This window comes from Fibrobacter sp. UWH5 (genome assembly GCF_900142505.1).
GTDB lineage: Bacteria > Fibrobacterota > Fibrobacteria > Fibrobacterales > Fibrobacteraceae > Fibrobacter.
This window is the reverse complement of sequence record NZ_FRBB01000009.1, coordinates 67129-86025: the sequence shown is the minus strand read 5'-3', so window position 1 is coordinate 86025 and position 18897 is coordinate 67129. Positions and strand designations below refer to the sequence as shown.

Here is an 18897-nt window from a genome sequence, read left to right as displayed (position 1 = left end):
GGGTCTAACGAGAGCGACGTCACACTGCGAGGATTTAATGATTTTTGAAAAGCTATTTGGTAAAAAAAAGCAGGCCGGTACCGCAAACACAGCAGATGGTGCCGTCGAAGTCGCAGGTACCGCCGCGAAAAAATCCCAGGGATTTGACGCCTCGTCCATCGCCGTAACCCCCATCAGCCCGGAGCTCATGGCAAACGCCACCCGCACCGCCCCAAACTCCGACGAAGACGACACCGACGAAATCACCGAGCTGAAATTTACCGTACGCTTTTCGGACTGCGATGAACACAATCGCCTCAAGCTTTCTAGGCTGTTTCAGTTTACCGAAGAAGCCGCCTTGTCAGATGCCGAACGCAAGGGCTATGGCTTATGGAACATGATGAAGGCCGGCTACGGCTGCGTCGTGACCCGCATGAAGTTGCGCCTGAACCACACTCCCGTTTTAGGCGAAGAACTGCTGGTCAGCACCTGGGCCAAGGAGAACTATAAGGACAAAGTAATATACAAGGATTACAGGGTCTGCGATGGCCGCGGCAACATCCTGGTCGAAGGCACCTCCTCCTGGCTGCTGGTGGACTTGAAAACCGGCAAGGCAGTCCCCCCATCTACCAGCCCCTTCCCCCTGCCCATCGAAGAAGGCCGCGAAGCTCTGCCCTCCAAGCTGGACATCCTTTCTATGGGATTGTTCCCCAAGGTTGTGGACCAGGTTCAGGGCCGCAACACCGACCTGGACATCAACCATCACGTCAACCACTGCCGTTATGTGGACTGGGTTCTGGACGCCTTGACCCGCGAAGAAGTCAAGGACCGCGGCATCCGTTCCATCCAGATGAATTACATCCATCAGATTCCCCTTGACGAAAAGGTCGACATCGTCCGCTTCAGGGATTCCAAGCACCACGCCGTACTCTTTGGCATGAACGCCGAAGAAATGAAGAAAAACCCTCTCAAGGCCAAATGCCACTTCCAGGCCCGCGTAGGATTTTTACGATAAACGCGAAAAGGCTTTTCAAAAAGGCATTTTTTGGGGAAAGTACTAACCAAATGAAGGAAAAAGGGCATTCGGTTAGTAAAGATTTAGTTTGTTCGCAAGCAAAACAAGCAAATTGGGGATTTTTACCACCCACAAACCTCAAAAAAGGCCATATCTCCCGCAACAACGTCTATTTTCGCCACAAAAACAGTTAATTTATTCACAAAACTACTAGCCAAGCGCTCGTAAAAAGGCCATTTGGTTAGTAAAATCCGAAAAAAAAACACATTCTCAAGGTTGCGGGAGTGGCGGTTGCAGAGTCGCGGGAGCGGCGGTTGCAGAGTCGCGGGAGCGGCGATTGCAGAGTCGCGGGGACTATGGTACAACGCCTACGCCAGGCACCAGCATGAAAGTAACATCGCCCTCCCGGTCGGTGCGGAAAAGATTCGTTACGTCTGCGGAGTTTGAAGTTGTCGCAGAAATTTCCGCATCCGCGGAGTCGGGGGACGTCGCGGTATCGGCCGCGGAGATTGTCGCGTCTGCGGAGGGAGTCGCGGAATTGGAGATCGCCGCGGAGCCCAGCACGTATTGCAGCTTTCGCAGGACAGGTTCCGCGGGGTGGCCGTAACTATTGCGGGCCCCCACGCTAATAACCGCATACCGGGGCGACACCCCGCTCAAAAATCGCAAGGTGGAACTGTGGACGGAACCGTGGTGCCCCACCTGCAAAAGATCCGCCGACACATCCGAGGTCACCTCCAGCAGGCGGCACTCCCCCAGCGAATCCAGATCACCCGTCAGCAGAAACGAGCCTTCGTCAGTACCGCCGGCGGACACCCCGACGTTCCCAGCAGACTCCCCGGAGCCATCATCGACAAGGCGGCCCCGCAAAACGACGCTGGCCCCGTTTTCGCCCACCTGCAGATATTCCACCGGCCAGAGCACCGTCAGCAGCACCTTGCCCAACGACACTTGATCGCCGCGGTGTAAAGTGTCTATGGGAATGCCCCGCCGGCGGGCGGAGCGCAGTACGCTGTCCACCAGAATGCCTCCCGAGGTATCCGGCCCTACCATAAGGCGCCCCACCGGAATGGCCCGGCGACCGTCCGACGAAACAGACCGCGAATTGTCCGACGGACCAGACCACGAATTGTCCGACGGACCAGACGACAAATCGCGCGACGGACCAGACGGATCTGCCAGCAGTTCCAGCAGCCCGCCCAAATGATCCCGATGATTATGACTCAGCAGAACCCAGTCTAACGAATCCACCCCGTGGTCCCTCAATTTTTCTATAAAATTTGCGGAATCCGGCCCGCTGTCATATAGGGCGTAACGCCCTCCATATTCCAGCAGCACCGAAAGCCCCTGACCCACATCCAAAAAAGTCACCCGGCCAACCTCCTCTTCAGCCCCTCCCCCAGACACGTATTGACAGCCCCAGGAAACCATGGCAAAAAACGTCAAAATTGCGCAAAACAGACCAAACCAGCCATATTTTTTCATCAACAGACCTCCAAATTAAGGAATAGCATGTACTTATACACGCACGAAAACGCAAAACGTTCATTTTTCCGCCTTTTTTTTACTATCTTTCCCCTTAAACGAGGTTTGTTATGCAATTACCCAAGTACAAAAAGAAGAAGCGCATCAAGTTGAAAGTCTGCCAGGAACCCGGCTGCGGCCGCGAATTCTGGGGTCACCCGATCGCCAAGTACTGCGAATTGCACCGCGACATCAAGCAGCGCCAGAAGCAGAAGAAGGATGTGGAAAACATCGAATCCAAGAACATCATCTTCCGCCACAACTACACCGAGTCCATGGACTTGACCTTCAAGTGCTGCCTCGACGGCTGCGGCGAGTCCTTTAGCATCCGCGTGTTCCCCAAGCAGTACATTTACCCCCGTTTCTGCGAAGAACACCGCAATGACTTTAAGCGCGCCAATTTCCAGCGCATTATGGCCAAGATGAAGAACGACTAATTTTTTTGGGGCCCGCGGGCCCAAAAAATCAGATTTTATAAAAAAAAATTAGGAGCTACCCTTGAATTTCGGGGTAGCTTTTTTATATTTGGGCCACATTCATGGTGGATGTAGCTCAATTGGTTAGAGTCCCAGATTGTGATTCTGGATGTTGTCGGTTCGAGTCCGGTCATCCACCCGAATAAAAGAAGCCTCGCAGAAATGCGAGGTTTTCTTTTTTTTTCATGCAAGGGCGAGGCCCCCTTGGAACCCACTGGCAATCGCCCTGCGATTGCTGACTGTAGACTCCGCTTTCATTTAGTCTGTTTCATACAAGGGGGAGATACTCCCCCTTGCCCCCCCCCTGGGCAATCGCCCTGCGATTGCTGGATGCTGATGGTTGCTGATGGATGCAAAAAAAGCAAGGCGATACCTTGCTTTCTTAACAGTCTTTGGGGAGTTCGGGTTGGCTGTTGAAGCCGACTTGCGTTACTGGGGGCGCGTCCAGGCCGCTGCCGGAATACAGCAGAGGGCGAGCCTTCAGCTTTACCATTTTCATCCGGGGAGGATTGTAGTCCTTTCGCTTCATATCCAAGACTCCTCCTAACTAGTTCAGCATTCCTCCTAACCCTGAACCCCCAAACGCGTTAGTTCTTGACGCAGCGGACAGACATAGGAACACCAAATTCATTCGTATGGTTGGCATATACCCTAGGATATGCAAATCCTATTCTATTTCCATCATTTTCTATAAAGGTTCTGTCATCAGAAGCATTAGGTTCTTTTTCAGGAATGAATACGAATTCATCGTAAGACGCAAGCCCAAATTCCACGACATCCGGCCAAGCCCCATAAACACTTGGGTAACCAACAAAGTTCAGCAGAGTCATCCAATCCTCTCTAGACGGGATTCTCCAGCCATCGGGACATATTCCTTGATGATTCTGAACATCTATCGTCTCAAGAAGTTCATCAGTCCGAAGCTCGGCCAAGGAACAAACTTGGTAAGCTACAAGGCTATCTAGTTCATCCAAACGACTTTCAACGCATTCCTGCAAATAAGTTGAGGCGTAATCATCACCGAGCATCTCCGCCAAATCTCCCAAAAAGGAGTCTAAATTCCCTTCCTGCACATAGCCTGTCGTATCCAAATTCATCGCCTCAAGCCAGGTATAAAGATTTCCCTCGTCGTCACATTTTTTCGGATCTTTTTCAGGACACCTGGATTTTCCATTCAATGCATATTTCAAATTTTCCGACATCCATGTTTGCGTTTCCCCATTCGCAATAAAAGATGTCGTTTTATAGACACGTCCATCGCGAGCATCCGTCATAGATCCCACCGTATGAAGGTATTCCTTCATCTGTCGGATCCACAACCCGTCGTGACACATCAACATTGTGTTGGAGGCGAACTCACCCCATACGGGGCCAGCGGTAGACCAGCCTACTTCATGGAATTCGCCTTCTTTCAAGTTGTCACATTGACCGAGTTCCAACAAAGCAGCTATATAGTTAGACACGTAATTACTTGCCAACTGAAGCATTTCCTTGGAAGGTCTAGCAAATCCGGCTTCTTCAAAACAACTTCCATTCAGCAAATACTGATTGTCAAAATCATAAATCGCCATCCTCAAAAGGCAACTTTCATCAAACGAACAATGATCAAGTTCCCTAGTCGTCTCGGCAAGATAACTTGCCGCAATTAAGACTGCATCCGACCTGGTCGTTCCAGAGATAGTCATTTTTTCAAATTTTTCATATTCTCCGTAAACGCCTAATTTCCTTAGAATGACCTGTTCCGCAGAATCTAAGGCTTGCACAGCACTTACTCCTTGAGAAACAAGGCGAAGAACTTCCGCATATTTCCATTCCGTCAAGACATTAACATTTATGGTCGAAAGATCGTTTGCATCGACAATGGCATGGTATTTCACTTCTTCGCTTGTAGAATGAGTTTTCAGTTCTCCAGCCACAGTCAGTAAACCATATTTCCATTTAGGAAAGTCAATGTTTAATTCAAAGTCAAAATCGTTATCCAAGTCAAGTGTTCTGCAAGACTCCGTTTCAGAAAATGAAACTTCATCTAGCTTACAGTATTTCACTGTTTTAGGAACAAAGGGTAAACCGGAAACTTCAACCACCTTTGAATTTTCCTCCGTGGCAATTCTAGCAAGAGCATCAATGTGTACCTTCAAGGCAACACTTGTTTCCTCTGAAACTCCATTGGCCACATTGCCGCCGTTGTCTGTACAGCCCATCATTGCTACGACTGCAGCAGTCATCAAGCTCGCGCCACTTGCGGCAGCAAAGCCTGCACCTATCTTTTTGAACAACTTCTTCATGATAATCCTCCTATTTCTTTTCCCCTGAAATTTTTTGAGACATGGGAAAGAGCTGCATGTTCAAGCGATAGACTCTTTCCATTTTATCGTCAGCCATGACGATGTCTGCCACACTCTTTCTGAACTCGGCGATTTTCTGCACCACCTTTTCGTAGGACTTTTCAGAAAGCCCCATGGTAAGGCCAGAAAAATGCCGTTCCTTTTGAGCCACGTTCTCGATGGTATCTATGGCCAGCTCGCCCATCTGGCGGTGCAACTGACGAACAGCCAGTGGCGTGATTTCCATGGGGCCGGTGGTGACGAACTGCTCCGTTTGGGTGTAGCTGCCGTCAGCGTTCTTCTTGAGAAGTCCGGCCTTTGTCAAGAAAGCCAATGTCTCGGAGACTTCCGCTGCGGTAATCTTTGATATGCAGGCGCGAGCCATGGCCAGGGGCTTCGCACCAGGCATCGCAGGTGCCAATTCGCGGATTACAGGATTCTTCCAGTCGCTAAAGAAGCGGAAGGAATCCCCTTCTACAACCGTGGCCTTATGGACATCCGCAATGCGGAGCATTTCGTTAAAATACTCCCTTCGACTTTCGTTGTCCTTGGCGTGATTCAGGCTCACCAGGACCTTGAAGTAATCCACCTCCCAGTCCCTGAGCCCCATGGCGACAGCAACGCGCTCGACAGCTGCATCGCTCAGGTTGTACTTGCCCTCGGCAACCAGCTTCAGGTAAACCGGCGACGAGAAACCTGCGCTCTTGGCAAAGTCACGCCATGTAAAGGACTTTCGCGCCTTGCGATCCGCATAGTAATCAGCGATGTACCTGCGGTAATCTGTGTACTCAATAATTTTTTTCAAAGGAACCTCCTTTCCCTTGACCCCAAATTTACCTTGTTACAAAGAAAAATCAATATTTCGCAACACAGAATATCAAAATTTTTAACAAGAATTAAGAAAATTTTGTATCGTGAAAATTTCTAAGCAAAAATACAATACAGAAATAATAAAGGAGATGCCGGATCGCGCCCGGCATGACAACAAAAAAGCACGGCACGACTTCTAAAGTTCAGCTTCCGTTTTATTCTTCGCAGGGGCCACTCACCCGAATACTAAAATCATAGGATTCACTGAAAAATTTTTTCCCATCCTGAATCTCTAAGACTAATTTAGCAGGCAAGATTTTGTCATTAAGTGATTTCATATTTTTGACGTTATTCGGCAAATAAAACCATTCCTTAGGTAAATAATCATCACCTTTTCTTTCAAATGCCCCGTCCTTAACAGAGACATATCCTTTCCCATAATCAATCTTTGTCATAATCCTTCTTTTAACACTATCATCACAATAAATACATTTTCCTTCAGACTGAAAAGCATGTCGAGGAATGTAGTCAAGTTCCTTCTTTAACGTTAGGCTGTGACGTTTGTTATCAAAACAATACTCAGCAACAACCCTATTTTTAGCACACGGGCCAACAATAACCGCATCAAAAGATTTACGATACAAACAAGAACCCCCATTCGATTTAAATTCCCACATGCCCTTAAAGGGCTTCCAATAATACCGGACAATTGAATTCAACGCATCTTTCAAATGAAAATGCAGTCTATCACGATCAACAGGACTTATTTCCATTGCAGACATTTTTAAATTTCTACAAGAAGTATCAGATAATGATGGCGCATCAAAGGACTCAACAATACGCGCCTGAAAATCACCAGAAGAATCTGAGGGAGCATCAAGAACAAATTTAGTTTTATAAATTTCTCCCATATCAGAAGCGTATGGTTCTATAACCCCCTCTCTCACCAAGTGAAGACCATACATATCCGCAGACCTAGATTCCACACAAAATTCAAATGTTTCCGGCTCAACAGAGCACTCTCCCACTATGACAGCCATAAAATCCGAGGAGAGTTTCACTTCTGTATTGTAGAGTTCCGCAAACCACGTTCCCTTTAATTCTTTTCCATAATACGGTTTCAACGATTTTTTAGCATTTTTTAGATAATAACAAAGACAGGAAGAACCTTTGACTAGCTCTGTTTTCAAAGATTCAGTTTTTTTCTTAACATCTTTAAGCCCCCCAAAACAAGCATGAAAACCCATTCTAAGCAGAGAATCCATTTTCTCATCCTCTGGGGCATCAACAAAGTAATTGTAGTACCAGTCAGAACAACCCACTTCAACAGAATCCGGAATAATCCAGTTTGAGTCCGTAGGAATTCTAATATTTTTCAGCAAATACAATTCATACGAGTTATCAGTTCCGATTTTCGCACAAAATTCAGCAACTTGCCCGTTCTTGTTTTCGGCAATCGCATGAGAAAAGAAAAGAACGGTAAAAACCAATCCTAAACATCGAATTTTCATCATAACTTACACCTATCAATTTGCATATCGTGGTATTTTTTCACAGTATCCTGAACACTAGGATAGCTCAAATGGCCTTGGCTACCATTGTAATCAATTGCATTTTGAGCATCAAAAAGCGACTGAAGTTTCCACTCTACTTGTTTCCAAAACGTCTCTGCCGCCTTCTCTGCATAAGCTCTATTTTCATAAACAATGCAATCAGCAAGTAACGACGTGTTAAGCCAAAACAAACAAGCCAACAAAATTATCTTTTCACCACTCCAGCCCTTTACTCTACGAATTTCATGTTAGGATATTTCGCCTGAACGCATTTACGGAATTCCTTCGTGCCGGAACCATACTTCTCCTTACATTCGCTAAAATCGTAGGCACCTTTTGTAATGGGCTTAGGAGGAGCAGCATTTAAAAAACGCTCTTGCGTTTCCAACGGTCTTTGGAGATGCAATTCATTCGGACCCGTCAGGATTTGCGAATCTTGAATTCTTGAGGTTTCAGGATGGTTATGGGTCAATGCCTTACGTTCTTCATCATTGCAAGCTGCGACAAGGAACGTCATTGCAATTAGCATCGCAATTGTCTTCATATCATTCTCCTATATTCCTAACAGACAAAAAAAATAATCATTCCTGACAAATTACGCAACCTCGTTTTTTGTATATTCTTACCAACGTTCGCGGACGCGGCTTTTGATCCGTCGCAGGCGCAGCGATTTTCTTAGATGGCGGCCATTGACTGCCCATGGAGTTAGCCCCAACTAGGCTATTCCACGATTTTTTACATCCACATATTCAAGTCCCGTTTCCAATTGCAACTGGTTTACAGCATCCACAGCAATAGATTCATCCACAAGAATAAAAGACTTTTCCCTTATCTGCTGAATTTCGTCAACGAAGTCTTCATTGCAGGTCAATTCGCGATAAACGGCATGCGGTATAACAACAGTTTCAAACAACTGCTGCAACATATCCAAGCGATTGATTTTCAGGAAAGATATTAACGGAGTGGTATCGGATACAACGAGCATTACCCTTTCCTCCGCACTGCATCGTAGGCCGCCAATTCTTCGTTCAGCATATTCGCATCACCATCGATATACGGAATTCCCATATCTCCATAGAGAGCAATTAGCCTTTCCTTTGGTATTCCTAAAATTTCAGCAGCACGGCCGTGGGAAATAGTCAAATCTTTAATGTAAGGGTATAAAATCAAGGCATTACGCACCAACTCGTCACGGCACCGGTTTTCCGTGATGAAATCATGCATTGATTCCGGGACCTTGATTGCTACAGTTGTGAGTTCCATATTGACTTGTCCTTCTAATATACAAACACATATAAGTTGGAGCAAGTGGCAGAAAATGACATTGTACAAAAAAAGGAAGACCTCGGTTCATCACCGAGGTCTTCTTGGATCCTGTCTGATCCTATCGCTACGCTCCAGGATGACAGCTCCAGGATGACTTAGCTCAAGCGGCTAATCATGTAACCAGCGCAAACTGCGGTACCGATCACGCCAGCCACGTTGGGGCCCATAGCGTGCATCAGCAGGAAGTTCTGCGGATCGTACTTGGCACCTTCAACCTGAGAAACGCGGGCAGCCATGGGAACTGCAGAAACGCCTGCGGAACCAATGAGCGGGTTCACCGGATTCTTGGGAGAAAGTTTGTTCATGATCTTTGCGAGGAAGAGGCCTGCGGCAGTAGAGAAGCCGAAGGCAACCACGCCCATAGCGATGATCATGAGGGTCTGGGGGCGCAGGAAGATGTCGGCAGACATGGTGAGGCCCACAGAAGTACCAAGGAAGATGGTCACGATGTTCATGAGTTCGTTCTGACCGGTCTTGACGAGACGATCAACAACGCCAGATTCCTTGAAGATGTTACCAAGCATAAGCATGATGATCAGTGCAGATGCATCGGGCACAACCAGGATGCAGACGATCATAACCATGACGGCGAAGGCAATACGTTCGGCCTTGGAGACCTTGCGGAGAGACTTCATGCGGATCTTGCGTTCTGCATCGTTGGTCATGAGGCGCATGATGGGCGGCTGAATCAGCGGCACCAGAGCCATGTAGGTGTAAGCAGCCACGGCGATGGGGCCGATGAGGTGCTTAGCCAGCTTGTTGGCGGTAAAGATAGAGGTCGGACCGTCAGCACCACCGATAATACCGATGGAAGCTGCTTCGCCCAGAGTAAAGCCACCGAAAGCAACGGCGCAGAACATGGTTGCGAAGACGCCGAACTGAGCACCACCACCCAGGAGGAGGGTACGCGGATTTGCAATCAGCGGTCCAAAGTCAGTCATGGCACCCACGCCCAGGAAGATGATGGGCGGGAAGAGTTCCAGGTGGATACCCTGGCTGATGTAGTAATAGAGGCCTTCAGTCGGGACAAACATGCCCTCGATGCTCCAGCCACCATCATAGAATCCCTTGGTGGGGATGTTCACCGCAAGAGCGCCCAGTGCGATCGGCAAGAGCAGCAGCGGTTCGAACTTTTTCACGATTGCCAAGTACATCAGGACGAAGCTGACAATCCACATCACGATCATAGACGGCGTGATGTAGGCAAAGCCAGTGTCGCCAGCGAACTGGACAACGGAGTTAAGGATTGAACTCATTTATATGTACCTCAGTAGGCTAAATTAAGCGATGGTGAGGAGAGTCTGGCCATCAACGACGGTGTCGGTTTCCTTAACGGAAACAGAGTTCACGGTACCTGCGCAAGGAGCGACAACCGGGTTTTCCATCTTGAGAGCTTCGATGATTGCAACTTCCTGGTTAGCTTCGACCTTGTCGCCAACCTTGACCTTCAGCTTGAACACAGAACCAGCGAGGGGGCTCTTAACTTCGGTGCCACCAGCGACAGCAGGTGCAGCAGCGGGAGCAGGAGCGGCAACCGGTGCGGGAGCAGCAGCCGGAGCGGCAGCGGGAGCAACGGCAACATTGGAATCAAGAACTTCAACTTCTACATCGTAGCTCTTGCCTTCGAAACTGATACGTACGGTCTTCTTCATTTTTCTTTTTCCTGGCTTTATAGCCTGTTGAATTTTTAAAGGTTGTTCCTAGATCTTAGACAATGGTCCAAGCAGGGGAGTTAACATTCTTGTAAGCGGTGACGCGGCAGGGCTGACCCAGGACCTGAGTTGCAGCTGCGGTCATGATCACCACCAGTTCGTCGTTGGTAAGGCCCGGATGTTCTTCGAGGGCGGCAATAGCAGCGATAGACAGGAAAGCCTGGAGCTGCTTGTTGGTCATACCCGGATGAACGCTCTTGGCATTGGGATCCCAGTCGCAGTGGGCGGGGCCAATGGTACGGGGTGCAGCGGCGGCAGGGGCTGCAGCGGGAGCGGCAGCAGGAGCAGCGGCGGCGGGCTTGACTGCGGGTGCAGGTGCCTTGTCCACGTTGAGGCCAAGCTTTGCCATGATGAAGTTCATCAAGTAGCAGAGCAGGCAGAGGCCGATAATAACAGCCATCACTACGATAAGGCCAGTAGCCTGGAATTCAGCCAGCTTGCCAATAGTGAAGGTTTCCTTTTCGCCCTGGCAGACGCCTTCGACAACGTCGCCATTGCAATATTCCTTGCCCAAAGTAGCCTTGGCAATGGGGAGCACCTTTGCAGATGCATCGTCCTTAGCCTTGAGGGCGTTACGGGCGGTCACAGACTGATCGTAAGTCTTGTAGAGCACCTGGAATCCACCACCATGAGCTTCGACAATTTCGAAGACGGCGGAATCGGCACCAGGAGTCAGGTCAAGCTGAGCCTGAACCTTAGCGGCATCAGTAGGAGACATCAAGGCGATCTGCTCGTCGAAACGTCCCTTAGCCTTTGCAGCCGGTGTTGCAACTACAGCTTCTTCGGCAGCGGGAGCTACCTGGGATTCTGCAGTGATTTCTTGCGTTTCATTCATATTGGATTTTATCCATTCTTTTAGGTGAACATTTTGATAAAAATCAACGATGGAAATTTAATTAATTAGCGGAAAGCGAAAAGGTTAAAGGTTAAAGATAAGGGCAAATGAGGGGGAAATTTTTAGACTAAAAAAGCGCCCTTTTTTACCAGGCGCCCATTGATAAACATTTCTTTACATCGGACGTAAACCGTCCTATAAAATCCGGGACTAGAGCTTCATGACTCCCGATTCCAGACCGCGGACAGGAACGTAACGGACGTTGCCTGCATTGTCAAAAATGATTGCGGCACCTGCCAGGAAGTTCACCCAGTTTCGATTACCCTGCTCATCGAAGTAACGCAGGTCCACCTTCTTCTGGGAAGCGTAAACCGCAAGGGGCAAGACCATCCTGTCATGGGAAATGTAGAAGTTGACCTTCTGCAACTTGCTGCGGTTGGCCAGAATGTAATCGGACACCAGTTCCTTGGTGCGGTCTTCCAGGTCGTAGAAGTTTCCGGCAGGCACGCCCCTATAAGCCCAGCTAGACAACTCGATAATGGAGGGGTCGCCAGACTTCACATACCATTCCCCATCGAGGCCATCAAGAACATCGGGGTTAATGCTACCCTGCCCAGCCCCATCGGCAATTCCTTCGCAGGTTTCCAGGGTGCGGGTGTAACCGGAATAGGCAAAGTAAATCCTGCCGACGCCACTAAACTTGGCACCGACACTCTTAGCCTGAGCCTTGCCGTTATCGGTCAGATGCCCCTTGGAGCCAGTTTCATTGGTACGTTCTGCATGACGGAGTACAAACACCACGGACTCGCCTGCACCCAGATTGCGGTACACATCGGCCACGTCAGAGAAATCCATGATATCGTTGCTGGTAGCAACACGCCATTTTCCGGTAGAAGTTTCATAGATGTAATTTTTGTCCTTGTTGATCACACCGGGGCGAATAGCGCCATCGTACTTGGAGGTATCGGCTCCCAGCCCCACCGTATCCTTTTCGATATCGGTAGCGGCACGCCAGCGGCCCAATTCAGCATCGCAGGTAAAGCGGAGCTTGGTCTTGGTTGTATCCCTGTAATCACAGCCAAAAAGAGAGCTCTGACTTTCAGAAATATGAGACACCATTCCGTCAGTAGACGCATTGCATTCGGGGAACTTCAATTCCTTTGTCCAGAAATTGCGCAAGTGCTTTTCGAAATCGGGAACATCCCCCAGCTTCCAGCTAGCCACGTTCTTACGGATTTTTTCAAAGTCACCATTAATGTCAAGAGACATAAGCCAGTCAGCCAAATGAGCCCTGGAAGTCCAGTCGTCCCAGTTTCCGGTATTGGCGACTTTCTGGGCAATGGAATCTGCAAACAGGAGCATTTCCTGGCCAGAACCATGACGCTGCAGCATTACGGATACAGCCAAGAGAGCGGCACTGAATTCGTCTCCGTCAAACAGGTTGACTTCGTCGGAAATCTTCGAAACAGCAGAAGTGCCCGGGCCGAACATACCACCCTGGCCCTGCATAAAGAGGTCGTCATTGAACCCTTCAATCTTGATGCCGAAAGCGTAAAGCACCTTCTTTAGGGACTGTTCCTTGAGCATACGGATCGGCGTATTGAAACCACCCTGTTCCGCAAGCTTCATCACCACGACGGCATCGATATGAGTCAGGATGTTCACGTTTACGGAATCACGTTCCGTAAGGTCGGTAACGTTCCTCAGCTTAATCAATTCCGAAGACAGGCCACCAGTCAGTTCGTTTTTATAATAGCCTTCGGCCTCCACTCGAACATAGGGGGAAACCACGTCAAAGGCATCGAAGCCATAGGAACCGTCGGCAGTAACAACGCAAGTCTCATGTATACGGTCGGAATCGGCCATACGGTTCATGCTATCCAGTTCCACCACCTTCACCGAGGTACCAAAACGGAAGGGCCCCTTTTCGGCGATGCCAACCACAGAAACATCCTGACGGCGGTAGACGAACTCGCCAGAAACAGTATCATAACCGAACATGGAAGACACCGTATCCAGAGGCATCCGCATGCCCGCAATCAGAGAACCGTTTTCGCAAGAAACGCCAATGTCTTCCACAACGCCAGTAACCCATTCGCCTTCATAGCAGAAATAGATTGCATTCTCGGAAGCGACCATCATCGCTTCACCCTGATTTTCCGAAGTACACTTAGGCAGGTCATCGGAATCGGAGACCACGGTGGAATCTTCTACAGGGGGATCATCGCTAATCACGGGCCCCGGAACCACTTCCCCAATGGAGCTATTGCCAGAAACTTCACTCTGGGATCCGCTACTACCATTCTGGGAATCTGCGGAATTCGGAATTTCATCATCGTTTCCGGACGGGGTAAAATTCGAGGAATCGTCGCCGCAGGCAACGAACAAAGCAGACAGAAAAATCAAAAAAGCCAAACGATACATCAGGCCTAATATAAAAAAGTGAGCCCGATGTTTCCAAATCAATTTTTACTTACAATGATTACATCCGCTGTCAAAAAAAACGTGCTAATTTGGCAAAAACAGCAAATTTAGAGCATGCTTCCCGTTTCCAGGAATTTCTCGTGCATTTCGAAAGCCCGGGAAAGAGCCAGCGGCACATGCACGCCCTTGGCATGCTTCAGGCTGAATTCCAGGAAATCGGCCAGAGGTTCCTTGAAATTGGGATGGGCGCAATTCTTGATAATCAGGCGGGCACGTTCTTCGGCGGGGAGGCCACGAAGGTCAGCCAAGCCCTGCTCCGTCACGAAAATCATGGTATCGTGATCGGGGTGGTCCACATGGCTCACATAAGGCACCACGGAACTGATGGTTCCATTCTTGGCCACAGAGGGCGTCATGAAAAATCCAAGCAGACAGTTGCGGGCAAAATCAGCGGAACCGCCGATACCGTTCATCATGGCGGAGCCTGCCACCAGGGAACTGTTCACGTTGCCGAAGATATCGACTTCAAGGGCGGTATTCATGGAGATAACGCCGATGCGCTTGATAACATCGGGGCTGTTGCTCACTTCCTGCTGACGGATCACCAGATGCTTTTTCCATTCCTCGGCATTGGCGACGAATTCCTTCTGGGTACTTTCAGACAAAGTAAGAGCCGTTCCGGAAGCAATCCCCAGCTTACCATTCTTCAGCAGCGGAAGAACCGCTTCCTGAATCACTTCGGTATAAAGGTCAATCTTGCTCAGGCGATCATCCGCCGCCATGGCAGAAAGAACAGCGTTAGCCACCTTGCCTACGCCACTCTGGTAAGCAAGCCCCTTCAGGAGTCGGCCACGCTTTTCCTCAAAGCGGACAAAGTCCAGGATGCGTTCGCCAATGTTGCGGGAAATTTCATCGGGCTCCACAAAGGGAGTCACTTCGTCGAAGCGGGACTGTTCTACAATGGCCACCACCTTCTCGGGATTGACGCAGGCAAAGGCCTCGCCCACGCGATCACCGGGCGCATCGATAGCCAGGGACTTGGCATGGGGCGGCAAATCCGGAAGTGCCACGTCGTGAATGCCCACGCAAGCATCGCCAAAGCGGGTATTCAGTTCCAGGATAACACGGTCTGCCATTTCCAGGTACGTTACGGAATTACCGCCAGACGTAGAAAGGCATACACGACCATCGGGAAGAATACAGGTCACCTCCACAATAGCTACCGTGGGGCGGGGCAGCGCACCGGTACGGATCCAGTAGCCCATCTTTCCAAGGTGTGCGTCAATATACTTGATGGAACCGCCATTAATCGCCTTGCGCAGCGCCGGATTGGACTGGTACGGCATGCGGAAACTGACCGCATCGGCGCGGGCCAGCGCACCATCGCAGCTATCGCCGGTCGATGCGCCAGAGAACAGCGTAATCTTGAAAGGCTCGCCATTGGCGTGGAGTCTTTCGGCACGTTCGGCAAGAGCGGTCGGCACCACCTTAGGGTAACCCGCCAAGGTAAAACCGGACACGCCAAGAACGTCCCCATCCTTGATCATTTCGGCAGCTTCCGCCGCAGAGCACTTTCTAGATTCGATCCATGACATAATGGGGTCAAAAATAATTATTTTGCGGGCCATGCTTCACTTTATCAAATACAATCTGATCGGAATCATGAACACTTTGATTACCCTGGCAGTCGTCTGGGTGCTGCATCAGCTGCTGGACTGGAATCTGGAGCTTTCCAACTTCCTGGGTTTTGTGGCCGGGGGCTGCAACAGCTACATCATGAACCGCATCTGGAATTTCAAAAGTTCCAACAAGAAGTCTGCGGAAATTACCCGATTCCTCATTGTATTTTTATGTGCCTACGGCCTGAACCTTCTGGTTCTGGAAGGATGCGTCTACGCCCTTGATAATTGGGGTCCGCTGGCCTCAAGCGCAAACTTGATTTCCAAGTTCATGAAACCCAGCTACTTCGCAAACATTGTTGCAAACGTAGTCTACGTATTGGCCAGTTTCACCCTCTACAAGAAGTGGGTCTTTACCAAACAATAAATTCGATGCGACGATTCGCCTTGCGGCCCTGCAAGGTTCCATTGTCGGCAACAGGACGGCTAGATCCAAGCCCCACCGCTTTCAGGCGACGGGCATCAATCCCCTTGCCAACCAAGTAGTCAACCACAGACTGGGCACGTTCCTGAGACAGCATCAAGTTGATGTTCTCGGGACCGGCGTTATCCACGTGGCCCTCGATTTCAAGTTTAATGGTGGGAGCGCCGATCAGGATGTCTACCAGGGAATCCAAGGCAGAAAAACTTGCCTTGGTCAGCTTGGCAGAGCCAGTCTGAAAATCAATTCGGCCCCTCAGATAATCCAGAGTTGAATTCCTGGAAACAGGGCAGCCAACGGAATCTACAATGGCATCGTAGGGTGTATTGGGACACTTGTCCACCTGGTCGGGAACACCGTCCCCATCATCATCACGGACACAGCCTCGTTCATTCACCAAAGCACCTACCGGACTGTTGGGGCACTTATCCAGATAATCGGGAACGCCATCCCCATCAGTATCCAGGGGGCAGCCAGTCTGATCTACGGGAGTTCCCGGTTCCGTACCGGGGCACAGATCCCTGGTATCGTAAACACCGTCATGGTCAGAATCCAAGGGGCAACCTAGGGAATCAACGGGAGTGCCCGGCCTTGTATTGGGGCACTGATCAATATCGTTGGGTACACCATCACTATCGCCATCTAAAGGCTGTGCTACAACCATGGCGCAAAATACAAACAAAATTGAAACGAGTCTTTTCATCCAAAATCCATTACTTAACTTAAGTAAACCCAAACTAACTCGCCTTCCAAAATTTAGTATTTTATCGTCCGCTGCAACCCCGTGGAATGTAAAAGCATCTAAAATTACGACTATGGACAACTCCCCTATCCTTTCTATACAGAACTTACGTCGCGACTTCAAGATGGGCGATGAAACTGTACACGCCCTGCGCGGAGTAAGCTTCGACATTCACAAGGGAGAGTTCGTCACCATCATGGGAACCAGCGGATCGGGCAAGTCTACCATGTTGAACATTCTTGGCTGTATGGATAAGCCCACCGCAGGCCACTACATTCTGGACGGGGAGCATACCGAAAAATTGAAGCGGGACGCCCTGGCAAAAATCCGAAACCAGAAGCTGGGTTTTGTCTTTCAGAGTTACAATTTGCTGAGCCGAACTACAGCTCTCGAAAATGTGGAACTGCCCCTCCTGTACAATTCAAAAGTTTCTGCTTCGGAGCGTCGCAAGCGAGCCGTCCGCGCTCTTGAAATGGTAGGGCTTTCCGACCGCATGAATCACCTGCCCAACCAGATGTCCGGCGGTCAGCAGCAGCGAGTGGCCATTGCCCGCGCCCTGGTCAACGATCCGGTCATTATCCTTGCCGACGAAGCCACCGGTAACCTGGACACCCGTACCAGTTACGAAATCATGAGCATCTTCCAGGACTTGCATAGGCAAGGGAAGACTATCGCCTTCGTGACCCACGAACCGGATATCGCCACCTTCAGCGGACGCACCATTACGCTGCGAGATGGCCTTCTAAAAAAAGACGTCATCAACGAGAATGTGGCCGACGCAAGGGCCGCCCTTGAGGCATTGCCCCCGCCGGAAGTTTTTGACGATGATTCAGAAGATCGTCGCGGGGAGGGCGCATAATGGGTCCTATAACCCTTGTTAAAATTGCAGTGAAGGCCCTGTTCCGCAACCGCATGCGAACCTTCCTTTCGGTGCTGGGCATCGTCATCGGTGTGGCCGCCGTGATTGCCATGGTAGCCATGGGCGAAGGCTCCAAGCAGTCCATCAAGGAACAGATGACCAGCATGGGCACCAATGCCATTATCGTCATGCCTAATCGCGACCGTCGCGGCGGCGTGCAAACGGAATCCGCAGTTTCCCTAGAAGAAGAAGACGTTATCGAAATCCGCAACAGGGCACAGTTCATCAATGGCGTATCGCCCATGATTACCGCCAACGGCCAGGCCATTGCAGGAAACAACAACTCCCCCACCCAACTCAGCGGAATTTCCAGCGACTACCTCAAGATCCGCAACTACGAAATCGAGGACGGCGTCATGTTCGACGACGAAGCGGACCGGATGTCCAAAGTCTGCGTCATCGGCCAATCTGTCATCAAGAACCTGTTCCCCGATACAGACCCCATCGGAAAGACCATCCGATACAAGAGCATCCCACTGAAGGTCATCGGCACATTAAAGGCCAAAGGCAGCGGTGATTTCGGGCAGGACCAGGATGATGTCATCTTCACGCCCTACCAGACGGTAATGAAGCGTTTTAACGCCACCACGGAAATCCGCCAGATTTACGCAAACTCCATCGGCGAAGGCTACGCGGAACAGGCCACAGAAGAAATCATGGGTATCCTGAAGGAACGTCGCAGCTGGACAAAGCCCACGGACCCCTTCCGAATTTTCACCCAGGAAGAAATGATTACCATGATGACCAACACGTCCGATATGTTGTCCTTAGTCCTTACGGCAATTGCGGGCATCAGCCTTCTGGTTGGCGGTATCGGCATCATGAACATCATGTACGTTTCCGTTACGGAACGTACCAAGGAAATCGGCCTGCGCATGGCTATTGGCGCACGCGGTCGCGATATACTCTTGCAGTTCCTGATTGAATCCGTCATGATCAGCCTGCTGGGCGGTCTCATCGGAATCGGTCTCGGCATCGGAGCCTCTCAGGCAGTCAAGTCCATACTGAACTGGCCCATGAGCGTTTCCATTACCAGCGTGGTGGTCAGTTTCGGCGTCTGTTTTGTGACTGGAGTATTCTTCGGCTGGTACCCTGCACGAAAGGCAAGCCGCCTGGACCCCATAGATGCTTTAAGGTTCGAGTAACATACTTTTTACT

At 49.9% G+C, this 18897-nt stretch carries 19 protein-coding genes and 1 tRNA gene; 6 read left to right on the top strand and 14 right to left on the bottom strand.

From position 1 onward, the window contains the following. Positions 1-37 precede the first annotated feature (37 nt). The gene (locus BUB38_RS09220; protein WP_249269379.1) at positions 38-994 is read left to right on the top strand and encodes an acyl-[acyl-carrier-protein] thioesterase; all 957 of its coding nucleotides are present in this window, start codon (positions 38-40) and stop codon (positions 992-994) included. Between the two features lie 354 nt (positions 995-1348). Here BUB38_RS09220 and BUB38_RS09215 read toward each other — a convergent pair whose 3' ends face one another. Next, positions 1349-2479 (bottom strand): ComEC/Rec2 family competence protein, encoded by a 1131-nt coding sequence (locus BUB38_RS09215; RefSeq protein WP_073159817.1) that lies wholly within the window; start codon positions 2477-2479, stop codon positions 1349-1351. Positions 2480-2589: 110 nt separating this feature from the next. Here BUB38_RS09215 and BUB38_RS09210 point away from each other — a divergent pair, with 110 nt between their 5' ends. Then, positions 2590-2955 (top strand): hypothetical protein, encoded by a 366-nt coding sequence (locus BUB38_RS09210; protein ID WP_073159815.1) that lies wholly within the window; start codon positions 2590-2592, stop codon positions 2953-2955. Between the two features lie 104 nt (positions 2956-3059). Continuing rightward, positions 3060-3133: transfer RNA gene (locus tag BUB38_RS09205), tRNA-His, on the top strand. Between the two features lie 243 nt (positions 3134-3376). On the opposite strand, the gene BUB38_RS16350 is transcribed toward BUB38_RS09205, so the two are convergent. From BUB38_RS16350 to BUB38_RS09145, 12 genes are all read right to left on the bottom strand, one after another. Continuing rightward, entirely contained in the window at positions 3377-3523 is a 147-nt protein-coding gene (locus tag BUB38_RS16350) for a hypothetical protein (RefSeq protein WP_175547666.1), read from the bottom strand. A 58-nt stretch (positions 3524-3581) separates the two neighbouring features. Continuing rightward, positions 3582-5279 (bottom strand): FISUMP domain-containing protein, encoded by a 1698-nt coding sequence (locus BUB38_RS09200; RefSeq protein WP_073159813.1) that lies wholly within the window; start codon positions 5277-5279, stop codon positions 3582-3584. Between the two features lie 10 nt (positions 5280-5289). After that, positions 5290-6123: a TIGR02147 family protein gene (locus tag BUB38_RS09195; protein WP_073159811.1), complete on the bottom strand. Its 834-nt coding sequence runs from the start codon at positions 6121-6123 to the stop codon at positions 5290-5292. 220 nt (positions 6124-6343) lie between these two features. After that, positions 6344-7642: a hypothetical protein gene (locus BUB38_RS09190; RefSeq protein ID WP_073159809.1), complete on the bottom strand. Its 1299-nt coding sequence runs from the start codon at positions 7640-7642 to the stop codon at positions 6344-6346. 268 nt (positions 7643-7910) lie between these two features. Then, positions 7911-8225, bottom strand: a complete 315-nt coding sequence (locus tag BUB38_RS09180) for a hypothetical protein (protein WP_073159805.1) — start codon at positions 8223-8225, stop codon at positions 7911-7913. A gap of 171 nt (positions 8226-8396) precedes the next feature. Then, on the bottom strand, positions 8397-8666 hold the full coding sequence (locus BUB38_RS09175) for a PIN domain-containing protein (RefSeq protein ID WP_073159803.1): 270 nt from the start codon (positions 8664-8666) through the stop codon (positions 8397-8399). Continuing rightward, complete coding sequence (locus tag BUB38_RS09170; protein ID WP_073159801.1) at positions 8666-8944, bottom strand: hypothetical protein; 279 nt, start codon at positions 8942-8944, stop codon at positions 8666-8668. Before BUB38_RS09170 ends, BUB38_RS09175 begins: the two co-directional genes overlap by 1 nt. A gap of 158 nt (positions 8945-9102) precedes the next feature. Beyond that, the gene (locus BUB38_RS09165) at positions 9103-10263 is read right to left on the bottom strand and encodes a sodium ion-translocating decarboxylase subunit beta (RefSeq protein ID WP_073159799.1); all 1161 of its coding nucleotides are present in this window, start codon (positions 10261-10263) and stop codon (positions 9103-9105) included. A 24-nt stretch (positions 10264-10287) separates the two neighbouring features. Beyond that, positions 10288-10659, bottom strand: coding sequence for an acyl-CoA carboxylase biotin carboxyl carrier protein subunit (locus BUB38_RS09160; protein ID WP_073159797.1), 372 nt, complete (start codon positions 10657-10659; stop codon positions 10288-10290). A 55-nt stretch (positions 10660-10714) separates the two neighbouring features. Beyond that, positions 10715-11554 carry a hypothetical protein gene (locus tag BUB38_RS09155; RefSeq protein ID WP_073159795.1) on the bottom strand — a complete coding sequence of 280 codons (840 nt, stop codon included), beginning with the start codon at positions 11552-11554 and terminating at the stop codon, positions 10715-10717. A 210-nt stretch (positions 11555-11764) separates the two neighbouring features. Continuing rightward, positions 11765-13960: a histidine phosphatase family protein gene (locus BUB38_RS09150; RefSeq protein ID WP_217650873.1), complete on the bottom strand. Its 2196-nt coding sequence runs from the start codon at positions 13958-13960 to the stop codon at positions 11765-11767. Between the two features lie 125 nt (positions 13961-14085). Beyond that, the gene (locus BUB38_RS09145) at positions 14086-15573 is read right to left on the bottom strand and encodes an acetyl-CoA hydrolase/transferase family protein (RefSeq protein ID WP_254793710.1); all 1488 of its coding nucleotides are present in this window, start codon (positions 15571-15573) and stop codon (positions 14086-14088) included. Between the two features lie 31 nt (positions 15574-15604). Here BUB38_RS09145 and BUB38_RS09140 point away from each other — a divergent pair, with 31 nt between their 5' ends. Next, positions 15605-16024 carry a GtrA family protein gene (locus BUB38_RS09140; RefSeq protein WP_073159790.1) on the top strand — a complete coding sequence of 140 codons (420 nt, stop codon included), beginning with the start codon at positions 15605-15607 and terminating at the stop codon, positions 16022-16024. Here the strand turns inward: BUB38_RS09140 and BUB38_RS16895 are convergent. Further along, positions 16011-16781, bottom strand: coding sequence for an OmpA family protein (locus BUB38_RS16895; RefSeq protein ID WP_176421819.1), 771 nt, complete (start codon positions 16779-16781; stop codon positions 16011-16013). The two genes, BUB38_RS09140 and BUB38_RS16895, sit on opposite strands and share 14 nt — an antisense overlap. 112 nt (positions 16782-16893) lie before the next feature. Between BUB38_RS16895 and BUB38_RS09130 the strand changes: the two genes are divergently transcribed. Both BUB38_RS09130 and BUB38_RS09125 read left to right on the top strand, forming a co-directional pair. Then, positions 16894-17679, top strand: a complete 786-nt coding sequence (locus BUB38_RS09130; protein WP_073159787.1) for an ABC transporter ATP-binding protein — start codon at positions 16894-16896, stop codon at positions 17677-17679. Then, positions 17679-18884 carry an ABC transporter permease gene (locus BUB38_RS09125; RefSeq protein ID WP_073159785.1) on the top strand — a complete coding sequence of 402 codons (1206 nt, stop codon included), beginning with the start codon at positions 17679-17681 and terminating at the stop codon, positions 18882-18884. Before BUB38_RS09130 ends, BUB38_RS09125 begins: the two co-directional genes overlap by 1 nt. Positions 18885-18897: the final 13 nt, after the last annotated feature.